The 24,986-nt window shown below is 75.4% G+C and carries 21 protein-coding genes and 1 pseudogene; 10 read left to right on the top strand and 12 right to left on the bottom strand.

Features of this window, described 5'->3' with window-relative positions:
• Nucleotides 1-3: 3 nt before the first annotated feature.
• Complete coding sequence (locus BX266_RS08800) at nt 4-474, bottom strand: hypothetical protein (protein ID WP_099898341.1); 471 nt, start codon at nt 472-474, stop codon at nt 4-6.
• A 341-nt stretch (nt 475-815) separates the two neighbouring features.
• The gene (locus tag BX266_RS08795; protein WP_099898340.1) at nt 816-2,027 is read right to left on the bottom strand and encodes a pyridoxal phosphate-dependent aminotransferase; all 1,212 of its coding nucleotides are present in this window, start codon (nt 2,025-2,027) and stop codon (nt 816-818) included.
• A gap of 99 nt (nt 2,028-2,126) precedes the next feature.
• On the opposite strand from BX266_RS08795, the pseudogene BX266_RS08790 reads away from it, so the two are divergent.
• Nucleotides 2,127-2,480: pseudogene (locus BX266_RS08790) on the top strand (winged helix-turn-helix transcriptional regulator); the annotation flags it as partial.
• An 82-nt stretch (nt 2,481-2,562) separates the two neighbouring features.
• Here BX266_RS08790 and BX266_RS08785 read toward each other — a convergent pair.
• The gene (locus BX266_RS08785; RefSeq protein ID WP_099898338.1) at nt 2,563-4,617 is read right to left on the bottom strand and encodes an MMPL family transporter; all 2,055 of its coding nucleotides are present in this window, start codon (nt 4,615-4,617) and stop codon (nt 2,563-2,565) included.
• Nucleotides 4,618-4,670: 53 nt separating this feature from the next.
• Complete coding sequence (locus BX266_RS08780; protein ID WP_259464614.1) at nt 4,671-5,069, bottom strand: zinc-binding dehydrogenase; 399 nt, start codon at nt 5,067-5,069, stop codon at nt 4,671-4,673.
• 100 nt (nt 5,070-5,169) lie between these two features.
• Here BX266_RS08780 and BX266_RS08775 point away from each other — a divergent pair, with 100 nt between their 5' ends.
• The 7 genes from BX266_RS08775 to BX266_RS08745 all read left to right on the top strand — a co-directional run bounded on the left by BX266_RS08775 (nt 5,170) and on the right by BX266_RS08745 (nt 11,761).
• Nucleotides 5,170-6,102 (top strand): MerR family transcriptional regulator, encoded by a 933-nt coding sequence (locus tag BX266_RS08775; RefSeq protein WP_099898336.1) that lies wholly within the window; start codon nt 5,170-5,172, stop codon nt 6,100-6,102.
• A 24-nt stretch (nt 6,103-6,126) separates the two neighbouring features.
• Complete coding sequence (locus BX266_RS08770; protein WP_259464613.1) at nt 6,127-6,600, top strand: MarR family winged helix-turn-helix transcriptional regulator; 474 nt, start codon at nt 6,127-6,129, stop codon at nt 6,598-6,600.
• Between the two features lie 101 nt (nt 6,601-6,701).
• On the top strand, nt 6,702-7,721 hold the full coding sequence (locus BX266_RS08765) for a Dyp-type peroxidase (RefSeq protein ID WP_099898335.1): 1,020 nt from the start codon (nt 6,702-6,704) through the stop codon (nt 7,719-7,721).
• Nucleotides 7,718-8,518 (top strand): family 1 encapsulin nanocompartment shell protein, encoded by an 801-nt coding sequence (locus BX266_RS08760; protein ID WP_099898334.1) that lies wholly within the window; start codon nt 7,718-7,720, stop codon nt 8,516-8,518. Before BX266_RS08765 ends, BX266_RS08760 begins: the two co-directional genes overlap by 4 nt.
• A 55-nt stretch (nt 8,519-8,573) precedes the next feature.
• Entirely contained in the window at nt 8,574-9,509 is a 936-nt protein-coding gene (locus tag BX266_RS08755) for a hypothetical protein (RefSeq protein WP_099898333.1), read from the top strand.
• A gap of 175 nt (nt 9,510-9,684) precedes the next feature.
• A complete protein-coding gene (locus tag BX266_RS08750; RefSeq protein ID WP_099898332.1) occupies nt 9,685-10,932 on the top strand; it encodes a cytochrome P450 in 1,248 nt (415 codons plus the stop codon).
• Between the two features lie 31 nt (nt 10,933-10,963).
• Complete coding sequence (locus BX266_RS08745; RefSeq protein WP_099898331.1) at nt 10,964-11,761, top strand: SGNH/GDSL hydrolase family protein; 798 nt, start codon at nt 10,964-10,966, stop codon at nt 11,759-11,761.
• A 7-nt stretch (nt 11,762-11,768) separates the two neighbouring features.
• Here the strand turns inward: BX266_RS08745 and BX266_RS08740 are convergent, their stop codons facing one another.
• A complete protein-coding gene (locus tag BX266_RS08740) occupies nt 11,769-12,161 on the bottom strand; it encodes a PPOX class F420-dependent oxidoreductase (RefSeq protein ID WP_099898330.1) in 393 nt (130 codons plus the stop codon).
• Between the two features lie 33 nt (nt 12,162-12,194).
• Complete coding sequence (locus BX266_RS08735; RefSeq protein WP_259464611.1) at nt 12,195-13,538, bottom strand: glycosyltransferase family 87 protein; 1,344 nt, start codon at nt 13,536-13,538, stop codon at nt 12,195-12,197.
• Between the two features lie 249 nt (nt 13,539-13,787).
• Here BX266_RS08735 and BX266_RS08730 point away from each other — a divergent pair, with 249 nt between their 5' ends.
• Nucleotides 13,788-16,112 carry a Tex family protein gene (locus tag BX266_RS08730; RefSeq protein WP_099907590.1) on the top strand — a complete coding sequence of 775 codons (2,325 nt, stop codon included), beginning with the start codon at nt 13,788-13,790 and terminating at the stop codon, nt 16,110-16,112.
• A 37-nt stretch (nt 16,113-16,149) separates the two neighbouring features.
• Here BX266_RS08730 and BX266_RS08725 read toward each other — a convergent pair whose 3' ends face one another.
• The 3 genes from BX266_RS08725 to BX266_RS08715 all read right to left on the bottom strand — a co-directional run bounded on the left by BX266_RS08725 (nt 16,150) and on the right by BX266_RS08715 (nt 20,953).
• Complete coding sequence (locus tag BX266_RS08725) at nt 16,150-16,713, bottom strand: NUDIX domain-containing protein (protein WP_099898328.1); 564 nt, start codon at nt 16,711-16,713, stop codon at nt 16,150-16,152.
• Between the two features lie 152 nt (nt 16,714-16,865).
• Nucleotides 16,866-20,243: a hypothetical protein gene (locus BX266_RS08720; RefSeq protein ID WP_099898327.1), complete on the bottom strand. Its 3,378-nt coding sequence runs from the start codon at nt 20,241-20,243 to the stop codon at nt 16,866-16,868.
• A 77-nt stretch (nt 20,244-20,320) separates the two neighbouring features.
• A complete protein-coding gene (locus BX266_RS08715; protein ID WP_099898326.1) occupies nt 20,321-20,953 on the bottom strand; it encodes an NAD(P)H-dependent oxidoreductase in 633 nt (210 codons plus the stop codon).
• A gap of 167 nt (nt 20,954-21,120) precedes the next feature.
• On the opposite strand from BX266_RS08715, the gene BX266_RS08710 reads away from it, so the two are divergent.
• Nucleotides 21,121-21,759: a TetR/AcrR family transcriptional regulator gene (locus BX266_RS08710; RefSeq protein WP_099898325.1), complete on the top strand. Its 639-nt coding sequence runs from the start codon at nt 21,121-21,123 to the stop codon at nt 21,757-21,759.
• A 76-nt stretch (nt 21,760-21,835) separates the two neighbouring features.
• Here BX266_RS08710 and BX266_RS08705 read toward each other — a convergent pair whose 3' ends face one another.
• The 3 genes from BX266_RS08705 to BX266_RS08695 form a co-directional block, all read right to left on the bottom strand.
• Nucleotides 21,836-22,429, bottom strand: a complete 594-nt coding sequence (locus BX266_RS08705) for a GNAT family N-acetyltransferase (RefSeq protein ID WP_180290420.1) — start codon at nt 22,427-22,429, stop codon at nt 21,836-21,838.
• A gap of 135 nt (nt 22,430-22,564) precedes the next feature.
• Nucleotides 22,565-23,242: a nitroreductase family protein gene (locus BX266_RS08700; protein ID WP_099898323.1), complete on the bottom strand. Its 678-nt coding sequence runs from the start codon at nt 23,240-23,242 to the stop codon at nt 22,565-22,567.
• Between the two features lie 78 nt (nt 23,243-23,320).
• Nucleotides 23,321-24,967, bottom strand: coding sequence for an ABC-F family ATP-binding cassette domain-containing protein (locus BX266_RS08695; protein WP_099898322.1), 1,647 nt, complete (start codon nt 24,965-24,967; stop codon nt 23,321-23,323).
• Nucleotides 24,968-24,986: the final 19 nt, after the last annotated feature.

Raw genomic sequence — 24,986 nt, 5'->3', positions numbered from 1 at the left:
CCGTCAGAGGTACTTCCAGCGCCAGCCGCTGTCGTCCAGGCACTTGATGGCCCGTCCGCTCGCGTCGGTCCCCTCCACGTTGTGGTCCGAGGCCCGGCAGTACTGGCCCGCCTTGTAGCAGTTGCCCGCGTTGGACAGCGGGTGGCAGCCCGCCGCCTGCGCGGTCTGCGTCGGCTCGGCCGGCGGCTTCGCGGTGGCCGTGGTCCGGGCCGGGGCGGGCTTGCTGGTGGCCGGGGCGGGCGGCGGGGCCTGCGTGGTCGGTGCCGCGGCGGTCGGGCTGGGCGACGGCGTGGGCGTCGGGCTCGGCGTCGGCGTGGGCGTCGGGGTGGGGCTCGGGGCGGCGGGCGTGCCGGCGGCGGAGGAGGCGACCGGTGCGGGCGCCGGGTCGGCCGGCTCGCAGGCGGCGGCGAACAGCGCGGCGGCCAGCAGCGCACCGGCCGCGGAGGCCCGGCGCAGGCGGAGGGAGAGGGACAAGACGGCTCATCTCGGAAGGACGGAGGTGACGGGACGTCATCCTTCCGAGTGTGTGCAAGCAGTGGACGTGGAGTGATGGCTTCGTTACCGATCGGCAATCCGACCGCGCCGCGACAACGCCGCTTCGACGCCCGCCCGGACGTGCCGGCTCGGGTGAGCCGGGCGCTGGTGCGGGCGGCTACCAGGACCGCCCGGGGGTCCAGGCGGAACTCCTCGCCGGCCGGGCTGACCGGGAACCTGTCGGTCCGGCCCCGGGGTTGGCGGTGGGTGAAGGCGCGGACGCCGGAGGTGCGCATGCGCACACGGTGGACCGAGGGGCGTCCGCGCCGCCAACCGGCCTGCTACTGGCGGTAGGTGGCGAGGAAGCGGCCGATCCGGTTGATCGCGGTCTCCAGTTCGTCGGCGCGGGGGAGGGTGACGAAGCGGAAATGGTCGGGGCGGGGCCAGTTGAAGCCGGTGCCCTGGACGATGTGGATCTTCTCGCGGAGCAGCAGGTCGAGGACGAAGCGTTCGTCGTCGACGATCCGGTGGACGGCCGGGTCGAGTCTGGCGAAGGCGTACAGGGCGCCCTTGGGCTTGACGCAGGAGACGCCGGGGATGTCGTTGAGGGCGCGCCAGGTGACGTCGCGCTGCTCGGTGAGGCGGCCGGTGGGCAGGGTGAGGTCGTTGATGGACTGGTGGCCGCCGAGCGCGGCCTGCACGGCGTACTGGGCGGGCACGTTGGGGCACAGTCGCATGGCGGCCAGCATGCTCAGGCCCTCCAGGTAGTCCTTGGCGTGCTCCTTGGGGCCGGAGACGGCCAGCCAGCCGCTGCGGAAGCCGGCCACCCGGTAGGCCTTGGAGAGGCCGTTGAAGGTGAGGGTGACCACGTCGTCGGCGAGGGCGGCCAGGCAGTGGTGCTCGGCGTCGTCGTAGAGGATCTTGTCGTAGATCTCGTCGGCGAAGACCAGCAGGTGGTGACGGCGCGCCAGGTCGAGGATGCCTTCGAGGAGTTCCTTCGGGTAGACCGCGCCGGTCGGGTTGTTCGGGTTGATCACCACGATGGCCTTGGTGCGGTGGCTGATCTTGGAGGCGATGTCGTCGAGGTCCGGGTACCAGTCGGCCTCCTCGTCGCACAGGTAGTGCACCGCCTTGCCGCCGGCGAACCGGACCACGGCCGTCCAGAGCGGGAAGTCCGGCATCGGGACCAGGACTTCGTCGCCGTCGTCGACCAGCGCCTGCACGGCCATCTGGATCAGCTCGGAGGCGCCGTTGCCGAGGTACACGTCGTCGACCGTCACGCCCGGGACGCCGCGCTGCTGGTAGTACTGCACCACGGCCCGGCGGGCGGGCAGGATGCCGCGGGAGTCGCTGTAGCCGTGCGCGTTGGGCAGGTTGCGGATGATGTCCTGGAGGATCTCCTCCGGGGCCTCGAAGCCGAACGGGGCCGGGTTGCCGGTGTTGAGGCGCAGCACGCTGTGGCCGGCCTCCTCCAGGGCGTTGGCGGTGTCGACGACCGGGCCACGGATCTCGTAGCACACGTCCTTCAGCTTGCTGGACTGGCGAAACTCCATCAGCGGCCTCCCGACCCGTCACCGAGCCCCTGCGGCCGGCTTGCTTCGTTCTACCAAGTAAGGACTTGGAAAGTCCAACCTATTGGCTATGCTGACGGCATGCCACGCCGAAGCTACGACCAGTACTGCGCCGTCGCCCGCGCCCTGGACGCGGTGGGGGAGCGCTGGAGCCTCCTGATCGTCCGTGAACTCCTGGGCGGACCGCGCCGCTACACCGACCTGCACGCTGACCTGCCCGGCGTCTCCACCGACATCCTCGCCACCCGCCTCAAGCAACTCGAGGGCGAGGGCCTGGTCGAGCGCCGCCGCCTGGAGCGCCCCGCCAACGCCACGGTCTACGAACTCACCGACCGCGGAACCGGGTTGCGACCCGTCATCGAGGCCCTCGCGCACTGGGGCGGCCCGGAGCTCGGCCCGCCCCGGCCCACCGACGCCGTCCGCGAGCACTGGTACACCACCGTCGAATCCTGACGGCCGCCCACCGCCCGTGACCGCCGCGCGGAGGGTGGAAGAGCTCCGGGGAGCTGACGTGCGGTCAGTCCGCCTTGCGGGCGGGCCACCAGACCCGGCCGCCCAGGTCGTGGACCAGCGCCGGGACCAGCAGGGAGCGCACCAGCAGGGTGTCCAGCAGCACGCCGAACGCCACGATGAACGCGATCTGCGCGAGGAAGGCGAGCGGGATCACGCCGAGCGCGGCGAAGGTCGCCGCCAGCACCACGCCCGCCGAGGTGATCACCCCGCCGGTGGCGGTCAGCCCGCGGAGCACTCCCGCCCTGGTGCCCAGTGCCGCGGTCTCCTCCCGCACCCGGGTCATCAGGAAGATGTTGTAGTCCACGCCGAGCGCCACCAGGAACACGAACCCGTACAGCGGGACGGACGGATCCGTCGCCGAGAAGCCGAACACGTGCGGGAAGACCAGTGCGGAGACGCCCAGCGTCGCCAGGTAGGAGAGCGCCACGGTCGCCGCCAGCAGCACCGGCGCCAGCACCGAGCGCAGCAGCAGCACCAGCACCGCCAGGATGCACAGCAGCACCACCGGCATGATCAGCGTCCGGTCGTGCCGGGCCGTCGTCCGGGTGTCCGCCTGCTGCGCCGAGTACCCGCCGACCAGGGCGTCCGCGCCGTCCACCGCGTGCACCGCCGTCCGCAGCCGGGCGACGGTGGCGAGCGCCGCGTCGCTGTCGGCGGGGTCGGCGAGCGTCGCGTCCAGGCGGACCAGGCCGTCCGCGACCACCGGCGGGTCGGTGGGGGCGCCGCCGGTGTACGGGCGCACCGAGGCGACGCCGGGGACCTGCGCGGCCGCCGCCACGGCGTCCGCCCGGTCCGCGCGGGCGACGACCACCGCCGGGTTGCCCGAGCCGCCCGGGAAGTGCCCCGACAGCAGGCGCTGCGCCGCCACCGACGGCTGCGCGGTGGTGAACAGCTCGGACTGCGGGACACCCCGGGCGTCCAGCAGCGGGGCGCACGCGGCGAGCGCCGCCAGCACCGCTGCCGAACCCACCCACAGCAGGCGCGGACGGCGTCCCACCAGCTCGGCGACCCGCTGCCACAGCCGGCCCGAACTGCCCGCCGCGGTCGGCCGGGCAGGCCAGAACGCGGCCCGGCCGGACAGGGCCAGGACGGCCGGCAGGAAGGTCAGCGCGGACAGCACGGCGCAGGCGATGCCGATGGCGCCGACCGGGCCCAGCGCCCGGTTGTTCGTCAGGTCCGAGAGCAGCAGCACCAGCAGGCCCAGGCCGACCGTCAGGCCCGAGGCGCCGATCGGCTCGGCCGAGCGGCGCAGCGCCGTCCGGGCGGCGGTGAACCGGTCCCGGCCGGCGGCGAGCTCCTCGCGGAAGCGGGCCGAGTACAGCAGCCCGTAGTCGGTCGCCGCGCCGATCACCAGGATCGACAGCAGCCCCTGCACCTGTCCGTCCACCCGCACCACCCCGTGCTGTGCGAGCGCGTACACGATCGCGCAGGCCACCGCGAGGGCGAACACCGCGCCCGCGATCACCAGCAGCGGCAGCAGCACCGCCCGGTAGACCAGCAGCAGGATCAGCAGCACCACGCCGAGCGCCACTCCCAGCAGCAGCCCGTCGATGCCCGCGAACGCGCCCGACAGGTCGGCCAGCACCGCCGCCGGCCCGGCGACCCCGCTCACCGCCCCCCGGACCTGCCCGGCCCGCTCGCGGATCGCGCCGACCGCCACCTTGGTGTCCGGCCCCAGGTCGGCGCGCAGTTGCAGCACGGCCTCCAGCGCCCGCCCGTCCTCGGACGGCAGCAGCGGCGAGACCTGCCCGGTCGCGCCCGGCACCTGCACCGCCGCCGCCAACGCCCGGGCGGCGTCGGCGCGCAGCGCCTCGTCGACCTGTCCGGAGTCCGCCTCCCAGACCAGGACCACCGGCAGGGTCGCCTCGGTCCGGAAGTCCTTCTCCAGTTGCGCGACCCGGGTCGACTCGGCGCTGCGCGGCAGGAAGGCCGCGCCGTCGTTGCTGGACACCTCGCCGAGCCGCCCGGCGAACGGCCCGAGCGCGCCGCCCAGGGCGAGCCAGATCAGCAGCAGGACGAGTGGCAGCAGGAAGCGCAGACGGCGCGGGGAGGACGGCATGACCGAGAGAATATCTCAATCATTGAGAGACTTTGTGATCGAGAGGATTTTTCTCACCGGATCCGCAGCACGCTCTTGCCCAGGGTGGCCCCGGCCGCCAGCCGGTCGACCGCCTCCGCCGCCGCGGCGAGCGGGTGCTCGGCGGTGACGTCGACCCGCACCGAGCCGTCGGCCACCAGCGCCAGCGCGCGGGCCGCGCGGGCGGCCAGCCGGTCGGGGTCGGTGCGGCTCAGCAGGTTGCTGTTGTAGGTCAGCAGGGACTGACCGTGCGTCAGCAGCTCGTTCGCCGAGACCTCGACCGGCTCGAAGCTCGCGAGGTTGCCGTAGACCGCCAGCCGGCCGTGCGGCGCCAGCAGCGCCAGGTTGGCGCGCCGGGTCGGGCCGCCGACCGGGTCGAGGATCACGTCGAAGCGCTGCTCGCCGAACGCGGCCGGGAACTCCGCCCGGGTCACCACCGCCGGTTCTGCGAGTTCCTCGACCGGGCCACCGCCACCCTGGTCGAGCAGACGCCCGCGGCCCCGCCGCGCCGACCCGGGGCGGTAGGTTGACGGGATGCCAGAGCCAGCGCTGAGCACCGGGGCGGTGGCCCGGCGGCTCGGGGTGTCGCCGACCACCGTCCGTTCCTGGGAACGCCGCTACGGCATCGGCCCGGCCGAACGGGAGGCGGGGCGCCACCGCCTCTGGGCGGAGCCCGACGTGGCCGTGCTGGAGGCGATGTGCCGCCTCACCGCGCGCGGGGTGTCACCCGCGGAGGCGGCCCGGCTGGCCCGGTCCGGCGCGGCGGCCGGGGCCGCGTCGACGGTCGCGGCGCAGGCCCCGGCGGTGCGGCCCGAGGTGCGCGGGCTGGCCCGCGCCGCCCGGCGGCTGGACGGGCCCGAGGTCGCCCGGATCCTGCGCGACGGGGTCGAGCGGTTCGGCGCGGTCGCCGCCTGGACCGACCTGATGGCCCCCGCGCTGCGGGCCGCCGGACGGCGCTGGGCCGCCGGCGGCGGCGAACGGTACGTCGAGGTCGAGCACCTGCTGTCCTGGCACGTGTCCGGCGCGCTGCGCCGGGTCGCCGAACCCGGGGCCGGCCCGGGCTCCGCGCCCCCGGCGGCCGGACCGCCGGTGCTGCTGGCCGCGATGCCCGGCGAACAGCACACCCTGCCGCTGGAGGCCGTCGCCGCCGCGCTCGCCGAACTCGGGCTGCCGTACCGGATGTTCGGCCCGGCGCTGCCCGCCGACGCGCTCGCCGGCGCGGTCCGCCGGACCGGCCCCGCCGCGGTGCTGCTCTGGTCGCAGACCCGCGCCACCGCCGACCCGGCGCCCGCCCGGGCCGTGCCCGCCGCCGCCAGGGGCGGCCGTGGCGCCCGCACCCGCCCCGCGCTGCTCACCGCCGGACCCGGCTGGACGGCAGCCACCCGGCCGCCCGACGCGCTGATGCCCCGGGACCTGCCGGGCGCGCTCGCCCTGCTGGCCGGCGCGCTAGGGTCGCGGACGTGGTGATCGTGCGTGGGTGAGGAGCGGCCGGTGGGGCAGCGGGAGGCCGGCAGCCGGGAGTTCGGACGGCTGCTGCAGGGGCTGGCGTCCGAGATGAACCTGCTCGGGCACGACTTCGCGGCCGCCTCCGGTCTGCACGCCACCGACGTGCAGGCACTGCTGGCCGTGCTGCGGGCCGCCGACCCGCCCGGCATCACCCCGGGGCAGCTGCGCGCCGAACTCGGCCTCACCTCCGGCGCGGTGACCGCCGTGCTGGACCGCCTGGAGCGGGCCGGCCACGTGCACCGAACCCGGGACGCCGCCGACCGACGCCAGGTGCACGTGCACTACCACCCCGACGCGGCCCGGATCGCGGGCGACTGGTTCGCGCCCGTCGCGGACCGCACCGACCGGGTGCGCGCCGAGTTCCGGGCGGAGGAACTCGCCACCGTGCGGCGGTTCCTGACCCTGATGACCGAGCAGCTCGCGGACCTGCGGCAGGACCGGCGCGGCAACCGGGGCTGAGGACACGCCCGATTCGGGCGCTATGGCGGAATCTCGAACCTTTTGCCGGGTATGGTCGGCGGGCGTCCGCACCACCCGGCAGCACCCTGGGAGCATCCGCCATGCCGCAGCCCCAACCGGTCCTCTCCACGCTGACCGGGGCCGCCGTGTTCCTGGTGCTCGGGATCGAGGACGGCGGCGAGCAGACCGTCCGCGACCTGCTTCCGGACCTCGGCGGACTCGCCCGCACCGTCAGCACCCGCGCCCCGCACGAACGGGTCAGCCTGGTCCTCGGCATCGGCTCCGACGCCTGGGACCGCCTGTTCGCCGGCCCCCGACCCGCCGGGCTGCACCCCTTCGTCGAACTCGCCGGCCCCCGGCACCTCGCCCCCGCCACCCCCGGCGACCTGCTGGTGCACGTCCGCGCCGAACGCATGGACCTGTGCTTCGAGATCGCCACCCTGCTCAGCCGGCGGCTCGGCGACAGCGTCACCGTGCTCGACGAGACCCACGGCTTCCGGTACTTCGACTGCCGCGACCTGATCGGCTTCGTCGACGGCACCGAGAACCCGGTCGGCCAGGACGCCGCCGACGCCGTGCTGATCGGCGAGGAGGACCCGGACTTCGCCGGCGGCTCCTACGTCATCGTGCAGAAGTACCTGCACGACATGGCCGGTTGGCACGGCCTCAGCACCGAACGCCAGGAACTGATCATCGGCCGCACCAAGCTCGACAACGTCGAACTCGACGACGCCGCCAAGCCCGCCGACTCGCACGTCGCGCTGAACACCGTCACCGGCCCCGACGGCGAGGACCGCGACATCTGGCGGCTCAACATGCCCTTCGGCTCCTTCGCCGAGGGCGGCGAGTGCGGCACCTACTTCATCGGCTACGCCCGCGACCCGTGGGTCACCGAGGAGATGCTCCGCAACATGTTCCTCGGCCGCGGCCCCGCCGCCCACGACCGGCTGCTGGACTTCTCCACCGCCGTCACCGGCACCTTCTTCCACGTCCCCAGCGCGGACTTCCTGAACGACCCGCCGCCCGCCCCCGGCCAGGCCGCCGACGCCCCGTCAACGCCGCTGCCGCTGCGCGACGGCAGCCTCCACATCGGCAGCTTGAAGAGGAGCACCGCACCATGAACAACCTGCACCGCGAACTGGCGCCCGTCTCCGTGGCGGCCTGGGCCGAGATCGAGGAGGAGGCCCGGCGCACCTTCAAGCTGCACGTCGCCGGACGCCGCGTCGTCGACCTGCACGGCCCCGACGGACCCGAGCTCGCCGCCGTCGGCACCGGGCACCTCAGCGACATCGCCGCCCCCGGCAACGGCATCCGGGCCCGCGCCCGCGAATGCCGGCCGGTGGTCGAACTGCGCGTCCCGTTCACCGTCACCCGGGCCGCCGTCGACGACGTCGAGCGCGGCTCCAAGGACTCCGACTGGGACCCGGTCAAGGACGCCGCCCGCACCATCGCCCTCGCCGAGGACCGCGCCATCTTCGACGGCTACACCGCCGCCGGCATCACCGGCATCCGCGACGGCTCCAGCAACCACCCCGTCGCCCTCCCCGCCGACGTCCGCGAATACCCCAACGCCGTCAGCCGCGCCCTCACCGCGCTGCGCCTGGCCGGCGTCGGCGGCCCCTACTCCCTCCTGCTCGGCGCCGACACCTTCACCGCCGTCAACGAGACCTCCGACCACGGCTATCCCGTCCACAACCACCTCGCCCGCCTGCTCGACGGCGAGATCATCTGGGCCCCCGCCGTGGAGGGCGCCGTCCTGCTCTCCGCCCGTGGCGGCGACTTCGAACTCCACCTCGGCGAAGACCTCTCCATCGGCTACCTCTCCCACGACGACGCCACCGTCCACCTCTACCTCCAGGAATCCCTCACCTTCCAACTCCACACCCCAGAAGCCTCCGTGGCCCTCACCTCCGCCTGACCCACCCGCGCCGGCCCCTTGCGGGGGGCCCGGCGGGGGCGGGGATGATGGGCGCATGGGCTGGGAGATTCCGCGGGCGTCCGGGGTGGTGGGGGCGTGGTTGGCGCAGTTGGACGGGGTGGTGGCGGAGCTTCGGCGGAGTGCGGCGGGGCTGCCGGGGCGGGCGGTGGAGCGGGTCCGGGCGGAGGCGGTCGCGGAGGCGGCCGCGCTGCGCGGCGGGCGGCGGCTCGAGGGGGCCGCGGTGGGGGACGTGCTCGACGGGGTGGCCGTGGCCGGGTTCGAGGAACGGGACGTGGCGTTCGGGCGGGCGCTGATCCGCCTTCAGGAGCTCGACGGGGACGGCGGGTTCCGGTACGGCGCCGGGCTGCTGGACGAGTTGCACCGGGTGCTGACGGGGGAGTCCGGGAGCACCGCGGGGCTGGGCGAGCTGGTGGCGTGGCTGAACGAGCCGGACCCGGACGCGCACCCGCTGGCCAGGGCGGTGACGGCGGAGCGCGCGCTGACCGAGCTCGGTCCGTGGCCGGCCGCCGGGGCGCAGGTGGCGGAGCTGCTGCGGACGCTGGTACTGGCGCGCGGGGTCGGACTCCCGGTGGCGTTCGGCTGGTACGACGCGTGGCGGTCGGCCGAGCCGTTGCAGTCCGCGGTCCTCGACTGCCTGAGCCGGTTGGCGGAGGTGAGGCGTCGGCTGGGCCGGGCGGGCCGGTGCTGGGAGGCGCTGGCCGAGGTCGCCGGCCCGCTGGAGTTCAGCGAGCGGCAGGCGGCGGCGCTGTTCGAGGTGGCGTGGGCGGGGCGGGTGCGGCTCGGACGGTACGCGCGGGCCGAGGGGATCGATCAGGAGGCGGCCGCCGAGGACCTGCGGTACCTGCAGCGGATGGCGCTGCTGAAGCCGGAGGTCCCGGACGCGGGGTACGTGGTGGCGGGCCCGCGGTTCCCGGCGGCGGCGACGAGCTCGCGCGGGGGCGTAGCCGTGGCGAGCGGTGAGACGGCCTGATGGGGCATCAATTGTGTTATGAGCAAGAAGAGTTGACCGAGGGGGCGGGTTCCGGACAATGCGCCGCCGAGGCTTTCGGGTGGGCCGGGCGGGCTCCATGATGTGACTGCGCCGTGCAGTCGGCGGGCCGCCGGGTGGAAGTGGCGGCCCGGGTGGAGGTGAGGGGAGCATCGCCGTGCCGTCGTCCTCGTCCGAGTCCAGGTGTCCGTTTCTCGATCCGACCGGAAGTGCGCTGCACGAGGAGGCCGCCCGGCTGCGGGCCCAGGGGCCCGCGGTGCTGGTGGAGTTGCCCGGCGGCGTGCGCGCCTGGTCGGTGACCAGGCGGGCGGTGATCCAGGCACTGACCACGGATCCGCGGGTGTCGCGGGACCACCGGCGGCACTGGCCCGGCGCGGCGGACGTGCCGGAGGGCTGGGTGCTGGGGCCGGTCACCTTCCAGGACAGTTTCGTGAACGCCTACGGCGCCGAGCACCGCAGGGCCCGCGGCCGGATCGCGCCGACCTTCCTGCCGCGGCGGGTGGAGTCGATGCGGCCGCTGGTGCAGGCGACCGCGGACCGGCTGGTGGCGGCGCTCGGCGCGCTGGCGCCCGGGGAGAGCGTGGACCTGCGGACGGCGCTGTCGCGGCCGCTCACGCTGACGGTGATCTGCGACCTGTTCGGCGTGCCGGACGGCATGCGCGTCGCGCTCTGCGACGTGATCGACCAGGTGCTCGACTCCTCGCTGGACGAGGAGCGCGCGCTGGCCGCCCAGCGGGACCTGGACCAGCGGCTGGGAGCCCTGCTGGCCCACAAGCGGGCGCACCCGGCGGCCGATCTGACGAGTGATCTGCTGCTGTCGGACCGGCCGGGCGAGCAGCCGCTCGCCGACCCGGAGCTGACCGGCACGCTGTTCACGATGATCACGGGCGGCTTCGAGACCGCCGTCAACCTGATCACCAGCGCGGTGCTGGCGCTGCTCACCCACCCCGAGCAGCTGGCCCGGGTCCGGGCGGGGACGATCGGCTGGGCGGACGTGGTGGAGGAGACGCTGCGGGTGGAAGGTCCCGTGATGCACGTCCCGATGCGGTACGCGATCGAGGACATCGACCTCGGCGAGGGCGTGGTGATCGGCAAGGGCGACCCGATCGTCATCGGCTTCGCCGCGGCCGGCCGGGACCCGGAGGCGCACCCGGACCGCCCGGACCAGTTCGACCCGACCCGCGCCGACAAGTCCCACCTGGCGTTCGGCTACGGCCCGCACTTCTGCGTCGGCGCACCGCTCGCCCGGCTGGAGGCGGACATCGCGTTGACCACCCTGTTCGGGCAGCTGCCGGAGCTGGCCCTGGCACGGCCCGGCACGGCCCCGCCCCGGCTGCCCACCATGATCATCAACGGCCCGGCGGAGCTGGCCGTGGTCCCCAGACCGGGGAGCTCGGCCGGCTGAGGCCGCGCACCGCCTCGGTAGGGTGGGGCGGATGAGCGACCCAGGAGGCGGAGTGCGGCAGTACCGGGCGATGGTGGCGGTGGGGGACTCGTTCACCGAGGGGATGTGCGACGAGCTGCTGCCGGACGGGCAGTTTCGCGGCTGGGCGGACCGGGTGGCGGGTGTGCTGGCGGCCGAGCAGCCCGGGTTCCGGTACGCCAACCTGGCGGTGCGCGGGAAGCTGATCGGCCAGATCCGCGCGGAGCAGGTGGACCTGGCGGCGGCGACGGACGCCGATCTGGTGACGCTGGCGGGCGGCCTGAACGACGTGCTGCGGCCGGGCTGCGACGTGCCCGAGGTCGAGCGGCGGCTCGGCGAGTGCGCCCGCGAACTGGTCGCGGAGGGCCGCACCGTGGTGCTGTTCACCTCCACCGACCCGACCCGGCGGATGGCCGGAAGTGCCCGGCTGCTGCCGGCCATCCTGCGGATGAAGGCGTTCGTGGAGGGCGTGGTGCGGGAGAACCCGGGCCGCGCGGTGCTGGTGGACCTGTTCTCCGCACCGGTGTTCGACGACCGCCGGCTGTGGGCGGAGGACCGGTTGCACCTGTCGCCGGAGGGCCACCGCCGGGTGGCGATGGCGGTGCTGGAGGCGCTGGGCCGCCCGTCCGCGGAGGACTGGCGGGCGCCGCTGGCCGAGCCCGACACCCGTACCCGCGGCCGGAAGGCGCGCGAGGACCTGCGCTGGCTCGGCACCCACGTCGGGCCGTGGATCGGCCGTCGGCTGCGCGGCCGCTCCTCCGGGGACGGACGTCCGGCGAAGCGCCCCGAGCTGCTGCCCTACGAGGCCTGACGCGCCGTCAGGAGGCCGGGTCCAGGCGGACGGTGATGCCGACCGTCCCGGTGCGGCCGCGGCGCAGCCGGCTGCCGAGCAGGGTGAGCCGGCCGAGGACGCCGTACTTGCGGGCGAGCAGCTGCCGGTAGCGCTCGGTGGTGTCGGCGTCGGCGAGGGTCGCGGTGGCGGGCACGGACTCGCCGGTCGGGTTGCCCCGGACGTCGCACGGGCCGGCCAGGACCTCGGCCCGCCGCCGGATCCGCTTGACCTTCCAGGAGTCGGCGACCGTCCACACGCCGAGGGCGTCGCCGTCCCGGACCACCCAGACCGGCGTGGGAACGGCGCTGCCGTCCTTCTTGTAACTGGTGATCAGCAGGTACTTGCCGGCGGCGAGCCGGTCCAGCGTGGTGTCGGCCATGGGTCGGAGTGTACGGCGGCCGCCGGTCCGGGCTCAGGCGGCCCGGACCGGATCGGGGTCCGGGTCGGGATCGGCGTCGGCGTCGTGGGCAGCGGGCTTCGCGGCGACCGGGCGCAGCCCGGGGGTCGGGGCGGGCGGCGGGGAGACGGTGGCCCGCCACAGCCGGGCGGCGGACCAGGCGCCGGCGGCCAGCAGCAGCCCGTTGCGGAGCAGGATGACCGCGGTGGGCTGCCAGCCGCCGGCCTTCATCGCGTCGAAGAACAGCGGGAAGTCGACGGTGGTGACGCCGACCGCGGGCAGCAGCAGGTAGGCGATCGGGCGCTGGGTGGTGCCCTCGACGGTGAGGCAGACCGCGGCCAGGCCGATCAGCCAGACCAGGTACTGCGGCGAGATCACCCGGCTGGTCAGGGTGAACAGCAGGACGGCGGTGAGCGCGGCGTCGTACGGGGTGGCGGCCGTCCAGCGTCGGGCGCGCAGCCGCCACAGCAGCAGCCAGCCGAACGCGGCGACGGTCAGCAGCAGCGACAGCTGCGAGATGCGGTGCACGTACGGGCCGAGGAACTCCAGCGAGCCGTAGTGCTGTTCGACCCGCCCGGGCCAGCCGAACAGCCGGGCCACCTGGAGGGCGCTGCCGCCCAGCGACTCGATCTCGACGCCCCGGCCGTGCTGGGCGTGCAGGAAGTCGAAGGCGTGGTCGAAGACGGCGGCCAGCACCAGCAGCAGCGCGAGCGCGGAGGCCGCGGTGGCCGTCCAGGCCTGCCGGGTGGTGCGGCCGCGCGGGGTGCCGAGCACGGTGAGCGCGGGCCAGACCTTGACCAGCGCGCCGATCCCGGCGAGCGTCCCGGCCAGTCGCGGGCGGGCCGGCACCAGCAGGAGCGCGCCGACGGCGAGCGCGGTGGCCGGCAGGTCGTAGCGGCCGTACGGCAGGCCCAGCAGCAGCGGCAGGGCGAGCGCCCACAGCCAGGCGCCGCCGGTGGAGCGGCCCGGCCGGCCGAGCCCGACCGCGAGCAGGGCGAGCTGCACCAGCGCGTCGGTGGCGATCATCAGCACCACGAAGGCCTGGAGGTACGTCAGGAAGGGCAGCACGGCGGGGGCGAGCATCGGCAGCGCCGCGCCGGGCGGGTACTGCCAGGTGACGTCGTCGACCGGGAAGGTGCCGGTGCGCAGCACCCGGTACCAGTCGTGGTAGATGCGGTGCACCTCGACGGCCTGCTCGGCCCTGCCGGAGCGGATCATGCCGATCATCAGCACGCGGCCGGCGACCCAGTACGCGGCGAGCGCGAGCACCTCGGGGGGCCAGGTGGCGGGCCTGGTCCAGCGGATCGGCCGGGTGGCGGCCGGGGCGGCGGGGGCCGGGGCGGTGGGGGCCTGCGCCACCGTTTCCTCCTGTGCGGTTGGGGACTGCCGGTCCGGTCGAGTGGTCGTCAGTGCGGCGGGCCGACCTGCGAACTCTCTCATATCAGACAAATCGGTCACCCCGGACCGGCTCCGGCGCGTGTCCCTGCGCGTCCCCGGAACGCGCCACGCCCGGGCCGACCACCGGCCCTCCGGATTCGGTCGGACGGACCTGCCAGAATGCACGGGCGACCAGCACAACCGTCAGAAAGGGTGACCGGCACCGTGACCATGCCCGTCGAACGCAAGATCGCCGAGGAACTGGGCGTCCGCGAGAACCAGGTGCAGGCCGCCGTCGACCTGCTCGACGGCGGTTCGACCGTCCCCTTCATCGCCCGCTACCGCAAGGAAGCCACCGGCGCCCTGGACGACACCCAGCTGCGCACCCTGGAGGAGCGGCTGCGCTACCTGCGCGAGCTGGAGGAGCGCCGCACCGCCGTCCTGGAGTCCATCGAGTCGCAGGGCAAGCTGGACGACGCGCTGCGCGCGCAGATCCTCGGCGCCAACTCCAAGGCCCGGCTGGAGGACATCTACCTCCCGTACAAGCCCAAGCGGCGCACCAAGGCGCAGATCGCCCGCGAGGCCGGCCTCGAACCGCTCGCCGACACCCTGCTCGCCGACCCGGGCCAGGACCCGGCCGCGCTCGCCGCCGGCTACCTGAACGAGCAGGTCGCCGACGCCGCCGCCGCGCTGGACGGCGCCCGAGCCATCCTGGTCGAGCGGTTCGGCGAGGACGCCGACCTGATCGGCTCGCTGCGGACGCGGATGTGGACCCGCGGCCGACTGGTCGCCAAGGTCCGGGACGGCAAGGAGCAGGACGGCGCCAAGTTCGCCGACTACTTCGACTTCGCCGAGCCGTACACCAAGCTCCCCTCGCACCGGATCCTGGCCATGCTGCGCGGCGAGAAGGAGGAGGTCCTCGACCTCGAACTCTCCCCGTACGACGGCGAGGAGGAGGCCGACCTGCCCGGTGCGAGCGACTACGAGCAGCGGATCGCCGCCCGGTTCGGTGTGGCCGACCGCGGCCGCCCCGCCGACAAGTGGCTCACCGACACCGTCCGCTGGGCCTGGCGCACCCGCATCCTGGTCCGCCTCGGCATCGACCTGCGCACCCGGCTGCGGGCCGAGGCCGAGGACGAGGCCGTCCGGGTCTTCGCCGCCAACCTGCGCGACCTGCTGCTCGCCGCCCCCGCCGGCACCCGCGCCACCATGGGCCTCGACCCGGGCTTCCGCACCGGCGTCAAGGTCGCCGTGGTCGACGCCACCGGCAAGGTCGTCGCGTACGACACCATCTACCCGCACCAGCCCGCGAACAAGTGGGACGCCGCGCTCGCCACGCTGGCGGCGCTGGCCGCGAAGCACCGGGTCGACCTGGTCGCGATCGGCAACGGCACCGCCTCCCGGGAGACCGACCGGCTGGCCGCCGACCTGATCAAGCGTCACCCCGAGCTGGGGCTCACCAAGGTGATGGTCAGTGAGGCCGGCGCGTCCGTGTACTCCGCCTCCGCCTTCGCCGCCCAGGAACTCCCCGGCCTGGACGTCTCGATCCGCGGCGCGGTCTCCATCGCCCGCCGCCTGCAGGACCCGCTGGCCGAGCTGGTCAAGATCGACCCCAAGTCGATCGGCGTCGGCCAGTACCAGCACGACCTGAGCGAGCTGAAGCTGTCCCGCTCGCTGGACGCCGTGGTCGAGGACTGCGTGAACGCCGTCGGCGTCGACGTCAACACCGCCTCCGCGCCGCTGCTCACCCGGGTCTCCGGCATCACCGGCACGCTCGCCGACAACATCGTGGCCCACCGCGACGCCAACGGGCCGTTCCGCACCCGCAAGGCGCTCAAGGACGTCGCCCGGCTCGGCCCGAAGGCCTTCGAGCAGTGCGCGGGCTTCCTGCGCATCCCCGACGGCGACGACCCGCTCGACGCCTCCGCCGTCCACCCCGAGGCGTACCCGGTGGTGCGCCGCATCCTCGCCTCCACCGGCGGCGACCTGCGCGCGCTGATCGGCAATGGCGCGGTGCTGCGCGCCCTGCGGCCCGGCGACTTCGCCGACGCCACCTTCGGCGTCCCGACCGTCACCGACATCCTCGGCGAGCTCGACAAGCCCGGCCGGGACCCGCGCCCCGCCTTCCAGACCGCCACCTTCAAGGACGGCGTGGAGAAGATCGGCGACCTGGAGGTGGGCATGGTGCTGGAGGGCGTGGTCACCAACGTCGCCGCGTTCGGCGCCTTCGTCGACATCGGCGTGCACCAGGACGGCCTGGTGCACGTCTCCGCGCTCTCCAGGACCTTCGTCAAGGACCCGCGCGAGGTGGTCAAGCCCGGCGACATCGTCCGCGCCAAGGTCACCGCCGTCGACGTCCCGCGCAAGCGGATCGGCCTCACCCTGCGCCTCGACGACGACACCACCCCCGGCGCCGGCGGCGGCAACCGCCGCGAGCAGCCGCAGGGCCGCCGCGACTCCCGCCCGCCCCGGCAGGACCGCCGCCCGGCCGCCGCCCCGGCCCCCGCCAACTCCGCCATGGCCGACGCGCTGCGCCGCGCGGGCCTGGGCAAGTAGCCCGCCCGGCGGCGGTCGGCCCCGTGGGCCGGCCCCGTCAGGCGGTGCGGGACTCCAGGGCGAGCGCGACCAGTTCGGGCCACCAGGGTTCCCGGTGCTGGGTCAGCAGGTGCTGGGCCTCCTCGGGGGTGACGGCGCGGACCTCGACCACCTGCTCGCCGTCGGTCGGGTTGGTGGGGGAGGAGTCGACCAGCACCTCGGCCCAGCCCCACAGCCACGCCTTGGTCGGGTGCGGCTGCCAGGGGCGGTACGGGGTGGGGCCGTCGCTGACCGCCAGGTGGTGGCCGATCCAGGTCGGCGGGCCCAGCAGCCGGGCGCCGGCCTCCTCGCGCAGCTCGCGCTCCAGGCAGGACTCGATGCTCTCCGCGGCCTCCCGCGTTCCGCCGGGCAGGAACCAGTGGCCGCGGACGTCCCGGCAGAGCACGACCCGGCCCTCGGTGAAGCCCACCAGGTGGATGTTGGTGACCAGTTCGTCCGGCGGCGGCTCGGTGGTGAACTGGGCGTCGATGCCGCCCCACTCCCAGCGCTGCGGCGCGTGGAGGGCCGGGTAACGGGCCGCCAGTTCGGCGCTGTCGATTGCTCTGCGTGTCGTGTCCGTCATTGATCGATCGTAGTCCTGGTCGGTCCCGGCCGGACCCGGACCGTCAACAAAGCTGACAAGACGTCACCCGCCCGTGGAGGCCCGGCAATCCGCCGCACCGGGAGTTCACCCGACGGGCCGGCGGAGCGCCGCACCGGCCCGTCGACGGGGCGTCACTCCGGCACGGTGACCACCTGCCGGGCGGCAGCCCGGACCTCCGGTTCGGGGTGGCTGCGCAGGGCGGCGAGCAGCGGGAGCCAACCGCCCGTCCAGACGCAGCGGCCGCCCAGCCGGGCGGCGAGGGCCGTGGTCAGCAGGCCGAGGGCGGAGCCTTCGCCGGGCAGCAGGGCGAGCAGCGCGGCCGGCACCGCGGCGTCGGTGGCCGGGGGCAGCGCGGCGCCGCCCGCGACGGTGTCGGCCAGCCGGTCCGCCAACCGGGCCGCCAGCACCGGGCGGTCGGCGAGCGCGGCGGCGAGCCGGGCGAAGTCCGCCCCGAACTCCGCCGCGGCGAGGTCCACGACCCGGGCCAGGGCTGCCGCCCGCAGGTCGGCCGCCTCCGGGTGGCCGCCCAGCTGTTCGGCCTGCGCGAGCAGCGCCGGGCGGACCAGCGGGTGACGGGCGTTCAGCTCGGTCAGCGCCTCGATCCGCTGACGGAGCGGCAGGTCCCGGACCGTGGACGGCGCGGCGGAGTCCGGGCCGGCGGCCAGCAGCGCGGCCAGGGTGCGGTGCACCAGGCTGCCGGGCGCCGCGCCGCCGACCGGGTGGGCGACGCCGGAGACGGCGAGCCCGCACAGCGCCCGGGCGGCGGCGCGCCAGGTGCGGCGGTTGTCGAGGTCGGTGACCAGGCCGGGCAGCACCTCGGCGACCTCGGGCACGTACCGGGCCCAGGCCGGCAGTTCGCCGATCGCGGCCCGCGCGGCCTCCGGGTCCTGGCCGGACCGGGTGGCGACGGCCGCCACCAGCCGGGCGTAGCGCGGTCGGTGCCGGCCGTCCATCAGGTGCGGCGGCAGGCCGATCACCGCCTGCCGGACCTGCGGCTCGGGCGCCTCGGCGGCCTCGGAGAGCAGTGCCCAGACGGGTTCGGCGTCCAGCAGCTCCTGGCACCAGCCGGCCGCGGTGGCCCGGACGTCAGGGTGCTGCCCGGGGGCGTGGAAGGCGGCGGCGAGCACCTCGGCGGCCTGCGCGGGCGGCAGGAAGGCGGCGGCCAGTCGGACGGCCTCCTTCCGCGAGGTGACCTTGCTGCCGGTGGTGCCCGTCGCCAGGCCGGTGACCAGCGGCGCCAGCCGGGCCGGGGCGGTCAGCCGGGCGGCCCGCGAGGCGGTGTACATCGCGACCCTGGCCCGGTCGTCGCCGGCGTGCTCCAGCAGGTCGGGCAGCCAGGCCGCCGGGTCGTCCGTCCGGGCGAGCGCGCCGAGCGCGGCCTCGGCGACCAGCACGTCCGGGTCGTCCAGGTGCCGGCGCAGCACGACGGCGCCGTGCCCGGGCAGCGGCGCGGCCAGCCGGATCGCGGCGGCCCGCTCGTCCCTGGACCGCCCGGTGTCGGCCGCGATCGCCCCGAACAGCGCGGCCGCGCGGGCCACTTGGCGCGGCACCCAGAGACGGGCGGCGTGCGTGTCGGGCAGCGGCCGGAGCTCGCCGGGCTTCAGGAAGCGGCCGGTGGCCGGGCGTTCGGCCAGTACCAGGTCCAGCAGGTCGGTGCGGACCGTGGCCAGGTGGCTCCGGACCGGCCCGAAGAACACCGCGGACGGGTCGGCCCCGATCGCGGTCAGCACCTTCGCGGTCCGGCCCCGGCGCGGCTCCAGCCACAGCCGCAGCGCCTCGGCGCCGACCTGCTCGCGATCGCTGCGCAGCGCGCGGCCCAGCCGTTCGTCGAGCTCCGGCAGCAGTTCGGCGCGCGGGCCGAGCGCGCGGACCAGCGCGAACAGCAGCCCGTACCGGCCGTGCCGCTGCTCCGTGTCCAGCCACGGGCGCAGCGCCGCCAGCACCTCCCGCTCCTGGCCGCGGCGCAGCCGCCCGGCCAGCGGGGGCAGGGTGAACGAGCCGGTGCGGGCGGTGAGCTGCTCGACCGTCAGCAGGGCGAAGTCCAGCAGCTCGGGCCGGGCCCCGGTGGGGTGGGCGGCCAGCACGGCGAGCGCCAGCGCGGAGAGCGCCTGCCGGGTGGCGGCGGAGCAGTCGCGGGCGGCCAGCGCCTCGGCGACCAGGTCGAGCAGCGCCGGCGCGTGCCCGTCGGTGAAGCGGTCGGCGGGGAAGGCGGACAGCGCGGACAGCGCGGCCTGCCGGACCGGGTCCTGCTCGTTGCGGACCCGGCGCAGTTCGGCCAGCAGCTGCCCGGGCGCCGCCGGGTCGGGGTCGGCCGCGGCGACGGTCACCAGGTGCCGCCAGACCTCGGCGCGCTCGGCGGCGTCCGATCGGCGGACCGCGGGCAGCAGTTCGGCGCGCGCCTCCTCCGGCGGCAACAGGGCGGTGAGCGGGCGAAGTTGACGCTCCTCGCGGCCCTTGGCGAGCTGCTCGGCGCGCAGCCGCCGGACCTCCGCCCAGCGGGTCTCGCGCGGCAGCAGCCGCAGCACCGGGACGGTCAACCGGCCCGCGTCCAGCGGCAGTCCGTCGGCGGCGCCGTGCAGGAACGCGGTGCGGCGGCCCGGCGGGACGGCGCGCAGCAGGTCGGCGAAGCGGTCGGGCGCGGCCAGCCACCGGCGGCCCAGCGCGGGCAGCGACGGCGGGTCGGCGTGCGCGACGCGGTCCAGCACGGTGCGGCTGGGCAGCCGCTCCCAGCGCTGCCACGGGTGGCCGGGGTCGGCCAGCCATGCGGTGGCCCGCTCCGCGTCGGCCCGCACCAGGTGGCCGAAGTTCGCGAGGAGCGGGCCGGGCAGGAAGGTCGTCGGCTGCTGTTCCAGCAGGTCCAGGACCCGGGCGGGGCGCAGCGGCAGTGCGGCGAGCACCGCCTCGCCCAGGCGGTGCCACCAGTGCGAGCGGTCGGCCGTCGGCCAGGCCGCCAGCTCCCGCTCGACGTGGTCCAGCACCAGGTCCGGGTACCGCGTGCCCAGCGCGGACCAGGAGCGCACCGCCAGGGCCAGGCCCGGCAGTTCGGCGGCCACCAGCTCCGGCGGGCACCCCGGCAGCAGCGCCGCGGCCTCGCTCGCACCCCACAGCTCCCGGGCCACCGGCAGCAGCCGGGCGGCCAGGTCCGTCCGCCGGCCGCGCACCACGGACTGCCGCAACGCCTGCCGGACGGCGAACGAGCCGGTCGCGTACGCGGCCAGCACCGCCTCCTCCGGGACCGGCAGGGTGCGCAGCGCACGGATCGCCCGGCCGCGCACCTCCCGGTCCGGGTCGGCGAGCCACCCGCCGAGCAGGTCCGCCCGTCCGCCCAGCACCGCCGCGAACGCGGCCAGCCGCCGCCCGTACCACCCGTGCCCGGCCAACTCGTCGAACAGCGCGTCGAGTCGGTCGCGCGAGGCGGCGCGGACGGTGCGGGCGAAGAGGGCGTCGCGCTCCCGGTGCGGGAGCACGTCCATGGCGGCGAGCAGCTCGGCGGTGTCGAAGGACGGCATACCGAGCATTCTCGTCGGCCCGGCAAGCCAATTGCCGGGGCCCTGCGGCGGTGACGTGGCGGGGTGGTGAGGGCGGGTCAGCTGCGGACCAGGGCCTTGCCGGCGTCGCGGGCCGCGTCCAGGGCCTGGGTGTGGTACTCGGCGGCGAGGCCGCGCAGGCTCTCCATGGCGGGGTTGACGGCGGCGAGGGTCAGCTCGCGCCGGACGGTGGTCAGGTCGCCGCCCCAGACGTCGCGCAGGATGCGCTCCAGGTAGGGGGTGGAGTGGTCCCAGCCCTCGCGGGGGGTCCCGGGGGCGAAGCCGCCGCCGAGCGAGGTGACCAGCAGGACCGGCTTGTCCTTGAGCAGTTCGGCGGTCGGGCCGGCGCCGGCGATGACCAGGTCGACCCAGGTCTTGAAGTGCTGGGAGACGCCCCAGTTGTAGAGCGGGACGGCGATGATCGCGGCGTCCGCGGCGGTCAGCTCGGCGGCGAGGCCGGCGCCGAACGCGGCGGCGTCCTTCTGCTCGGCGGTGCGCTGGTCCTCGGGGGTGAAGGCGGCCAGCGTGGCGGTGGCCCACAGGTCGCCGGGCAGCGGGTCGGTGCCCAGGTTGCGGCGGGTGACGGTGCCCTCGGGGTGGGCGGCGGCCCACTCGGCCTCGGCGGCGCCGGCGAGCTCGGCGCTGGTGGAGTTGCCGGGCATGATGCTGGCGTCCAGGCGGAACAGGTGCATGACGGATCTCCTCGGATCGCGCCCCGCCGAGGCGGTGGCGGGTGCGGGCAGGCATGGCGGGGCGGCGTGCGGGCCGCACGGGCACCGCACTCGTCGTAACCGGACTTTACCCCGCTCTCGACGTAACCGGACTTTACCCCGTTTCCGTCGCCAGGTAAATTGTCGTCATGGACAGCCCCCTGGTCCCCTTCGGCAAACCCCCGGCAGAGCGCGCGGACGCGGCCCGCAACCGCGAGGTCCTGCTCTGCACCGCTCGCGCGATGATCGCCGAGCTGGGCGCGGACCACGTCACCATGGACGGCCTCGCCGAGCGGGCCGGACTGGGCAAGGGCACCGTCTTCCGTCGCTTCGGCACCCGGGCCGGGATCTTCCGCGCCCTGCTGGACGCCGAGGAGCAGCGCTTCCAGTGCGGGGTGCTGTCCGGCCCGCCGCCGCTCGGCCCCGGCGCCGACCCGGTCGACCGGCTGATCGCCTACGGCCGCGCCCGCACCGGCTTCCTGCTGGAGCGGCACGACATCGCCCGGGCCGGGCTGGAACGCAAGGGCGCGGTTCCCCCCGCGACCGGCCCCAGCTTCTCCCGCCCGCACATCCGGATGCTGCTCGGCCAGGCCGACCTCGACCTCCCCGACCTGGACAGCCTCGCCCTCCAACTCACCAGCGCCCTCGAAGGGCCGCTGCTGCTCTTCCTGGCCGCCGAGCTGCCCGACGCCGCCGCCGACGCCGCCGCCGAACGCTGCCAGGGCGGCCTCGGCACCGTGCTCGCCGACAGCTGGCAGTCGCTGATCGAACGCCTGGCCCGCCGCTGACCGGCGAACGGCCCGGGGCACGTGGAAGGGGACGGCCGACGGCCGTCCCCTTCCACGTGCCCCGTTCGAGCGCCGGTCAGCCCTCGGTGACCCAGATCATCTTCCGGCCGGTCTCGGCGGGCGCGGTCGGCGGCGCCAGCTCGATCCGGTCCAGCGCGTAGCCGAGCTTGCGCGGGACGGCGGCGCTGGCCGCGTTGGTCTCGTCGCAGTGGATCTCGGTGCGGGCGATGCCGGGCAGCGCGAGCGCGGCCTCGGTGAGGGCGCGGGCGGCGGCGGTGGCCAGGCCGCGGCCGGTGTGCTCGTGGTGCACCCAGTAGCCGATCTCCAGGGCGCCCGGGCCGATCCGGCCGTGCAGGCCGAAGCCGCCGATCACCTTGGCGGGCTCGTCGTCCAGACCCAGCAGGTACATGAAGTCGGTGCCCTGCTCCCAGACCTTCTCGCCGCTCACCGAGAGCTGCTCGCTCTCGGCCATCGTCGGCGCCTGGCCGGCCCAGGGCATCCACGGACGCAGGTGGGCGAGGTTGGCGATCACCGCCGCGTTCAGCTCCGCGGCGTCCGCGAGGCGGCGGCGGCGCAGGTGGGCGCCGCCGCCGAGGGGCAGCAGCTCCGGCGGTCGGCCCTCGGTGATCGGGCGCACGGTGTTGTCAGGTGCGTCGGTGGAGTGACTCATGAACGGAGTATGGGCCATGCCCGACCGCGCCCACCAGCGGATATCCCATTCGCCACCCCTCGCCCGCCACCCTGTCCGGCGCACGGTGGCGCGCGCGGGCCGCGTACCGCCACCCGCGCGCCACCCGACGGGCCGTCAGAGCCGGACCAGCACCTCGTCCAGCGGCTTGCGCACCAGATCCGGGACCCGGGCGCCGTCCGCCGGGTAGCCGACCGGGATCACGTACGCGGCGCGCTCCTCCGGCGGGCGGTCGCAGACCTCGTTCAGGAAGCGCATCGGACTGGGCGTGTGGGTCAGCGTGGCCAGGCCCGCCTGGTGCAGACCGGCCAGCAGGAAGCCGACCGCGATCCCGACGCTCTCCTTGGTGTAGTAGGGCCGGGGCGAGGCCGGGCCCTTGTGCACCTCGAACACCACGATCACCGCGGGCGCGTCCTCCAGGAACGGCTTGCGCCAGTCGGTGCCGATCGGGGCCAGCGCCGCCAGCCACTCCGCGGACGCCCGGTGCGCGTAGAACTCCCGCTCCTCGGCCTCGGCGGCCTCCCGCAGCCGGCGCTTGCGCTCCGGGTCGGTGACCACCACGAACCGCCACGGCTGCACGTGCGCCCCGCTGGGCGCCGTCGAGGCGGTGCGGATCGCCGCCTCCAGCACGCCCTCCGGCAGCGGACGGGTCGAGTAGTCGCGGACGGTGCGGCGCTGCGCCATCACCTGGTGGAAGGCCCGGCAGCGGTCCGCCGCCTCGTGCGCGGGCACGCTCATCGGGTGGAGCGGCACCGTCGGGCAGGACGGCGGGTGCAAGGGGTCACGGTCAGCCATGGGCGCCACCCCAGCACGCCGCCGGCCCCGGCGGAAGGGGCCGGGACGCGGTCGGCGATTACCGGCAAGCGCGCGGAGTCAGGCCTCGGTGACCCGGCCGTCCGCGACCACCAGGCGACGGTTCACCTGCACGGTGTCCAGCATCCGCCGGTCGTGGGTGACCAGCAGCAGGGTGCCGGTGTACGAGGCCAGCGCCTGCTCCAACTGCTCGATGGCGGGCAGGTCCAGGTGGTTGGTCGGCTCGTCCAGCACCAGCAGGTTCACCCCGCGGGCCTGCAGCAGGGCCAGCGCCGCCCTGGTCCGCTCGCCCGGCGAGAGGGTCGCGGCGGGGCGCATCACGTGCGCCGCCTTCAGGCCGAACTTGGCCAGCAGGGTGCGGACGTCCTCCGGGTTGAGGTCCGGCACGGCGGCGGAGAAGGCCTCCAGCAGCGGGCGCCCCGCGTCGCCGCCGAACAGGTGGCCGCGGGCCTGCTCCACCTCGCCGATCCGCACGCCAGAGCCGAGCGCGGCGCTGCCCGAGTCCAGCTCCAGCCGGCCCAGCAGGGCCGCCAGCAGCGTCGACTTGCCGGCGCCGTTCGCACCGGTGATCGCCACCCGGTCCGCCCAGTCGATCTGCAGGTCGACCGGGCCGAACGCGAACCCCCCGCGCCGGACCGCGGCCTGACGGAGCGTCGCCACCACCGATCCGGAGCGCGGCGCCGCGGCGATCTCCATCCGCAGCTCCCACTCCTTGCGGGGCTCCTCGACGACGTCCAGGCGCTCGATCATCCGCTGGGTCTGCCGGGCCTTCGAGGCCTGCTTCTCGGTGGACTCGGCGCGCTGCGCGCGCGCCTTCTTGTCGTTGTCGCCGCCCTTGCGGCGGGCGTTGCGGACGCCGTGCTCCATCCAGTTGCGCTGCATCTGGGCGCGGGCCTCCAGGCCCGCCTTGGTGTCCGCGAACTCCTCGTACTGCTCGCGGGCGTGCCGGCGGGAGACCGCCCGCTCCTCCAGGTACGCGTCGTAGCCGCCGCCGTACACGTTCACCTGGTTCTGGTGCAGGTCCAGCTCCAGCACCCGGGTGACGGTGCGGGCCAGGAACTCGCGGTCGTGGCTGATCAGCACGGTGCCCGCGCGCAGGCCCTTGACGAAGGACTCCAGGCGCTCCAGGCCGTCCAGGTCCAGGTCGTTGGTGGGCTCGTCCAGCAGGAACACGTCGTAGCGGGAGAGCAGCAGCGAGGCCAGGCCGGCCCGGGCCGCCTGGCCGCCGGACAGCGCCGTCATCGGCACGTCCAGCGAGACCTTCAGGCCCAGCGAGTCGGCGACCTCCTCGGCCCGCTCCTCCAGGTCCGCGCCGCCCAGGTCCAGCCAGCGGTCCAGGCTCACCGCGTACGCGTCGTCCGCGCCCGGCCGGCCCTCCACCAGGCCCTCGGTCGCCTCGTCCAGCGCCGCCTGCGCCGCCGCCACGCCCGTCCGCCGGGCCAGGAAATCCCGGACCGACTCGCCCTCGCGCCGCTCCGGCTCCTGCGGCAGGTGGCCGACGTTCGCCGTCGGCGGGCTCAGCTTCAGGCTCCCCGCCTCCGGGCTGTCCAGCCCGGCCAGCAGCCGAAGCAGCGTGGACTTGCCCGCGCCGTTCACCCCGACCAGCCCGATCACGTCCCCGGGGGCGACGACCAGGTCCAGCCCGGCGAACAGCGTGCGCTCACCGTGACCGGCGGCGAGGTCCTTGACGACGAGAGTGGCACTCATGATGCCCCGATCCTAAACG

Origin of the sequence: Streptomyces sp. TLI_171, assembly GCF_003610255.1 — a bacterium.
Taxonomy (GTDB): Bacteria; Actinomycetota; Actinomycetes; order Streptomycetales; family Streptomycetaceae; genus Kitasatospora.
The sequence above is the reverse complement of the archived record's forward strand: the minus strand, read 5'-3'. Positions and strand labels throughout refer to the sequence as shown.

Coding starts and splice junctions, on each gene's coding strand:
- BX266_RS08755 (WP_099898333.1), top strand. CDS start 8,574: ATGGGCTGGGAGATTCCGCGGGCGTCCGGGGTGGTGGGGGCGTGGTTG.
- BX266_RS08725 (WP_099898328.1), bottom strand. CDS start 16,713: ATGACGGACACGACACGCAGAGCAATCGACAGCGCCGAACTGGCGGCC.
- BX266_RS08785 (WP_099898338.1), bottom strand. CDS start 4,617: ATGCCGTCCTCCCCGCGCCGTCTGCGCTTCCTGCTGCCACTCGTCCTG.
- BX266_RS08740 (WP_099898330.1), bottom strand. CDS start 12,161: ATGGCCGACACCACGCTGGACCGGCTCGCCGCCGGCAAGTACCTGCTG.
- BX266_RS08775 (WP_099898336.1), top strand. CDS start 5,170: ATGCCAGAGCCAGCGCTGAGCACCGGGGCGGTGGCCCGGCGGCTCGGG.
- BX266_RS08795 (WP_099898340.1), bottom strand. CDS start 2,027: ATGGAGTTTCGCCAGTCCAGCAAGCTGAAGGACGTGTGCTACGAGATC.
- BX266_RS08720 (WP_099898327.1), bottom strand. CDS start 20,243: ATGCCGTCCTTCGACACCGCCGAGCTGCTCGCCGCCATGGACGTGCTC.
- BX266_RS08715 (WP_099898326.1), bottom strand. CDS start 20,953: ATGCACCTGTTCCGCCTGGACGCCAGCATCATGCCCGGCAACTCCACC.
- BX266_RS08710 (WP_099898325.1), top strand. CDS start 21,121: ATGGACAGCCCCCTGGTCCCCTTCGGCAAACCCCCGGCAGAGCGCGCG.
- BX266_RS08700 (WP_099898323.1), bottom strand. CDS start 23,242: ATGGCTGACCGTGACCCCTTGCACCCGCCGTCCTGCCCGACGGTGCCG.
- BX266_RS08745 (WP_099898331.1), top strand. CDS start 10,964: ATGAGCGACCCAGGAGGCGGAGTGCGGCAGTACCGGGCGATGGTGGCG.
- BX266_RS08730 (WP_099907590.1), top strand. CDS start 13,788: ATGCCCGTCGAACGCAAGATCGCCGAGGAACTGGGCGTCCGCGAGAAC.
- BX266_RS08695 (WP_099898322.1), bottom strand. CDS start 24,967: ATGAGTGCCACTCTCGTCGTCAAGGACCTCGCCGCCGGTCACGGTGAG.
- BX266_RS08760 (WP_099898334.1), top strand. CDS start 7,718: ATGAACAACCTGCACCGCGAACTGGCGCCCGTCTCCGTGGCGGCCTGG.
- BX266_RS08765 (WP_099898335.1), top strand. CDS start 6,702: ATGCCGCAGCCCCAACCGGTCCTCTCCACGCTGACCGGGGCCGCCGTG.
- BX266_RS08705 (WP_180290420.1), bottom strand. CDS start 22,429: ATGAGTCACTCCACCGACGCACCTGACAACACCGTGCGCCCGATCACC.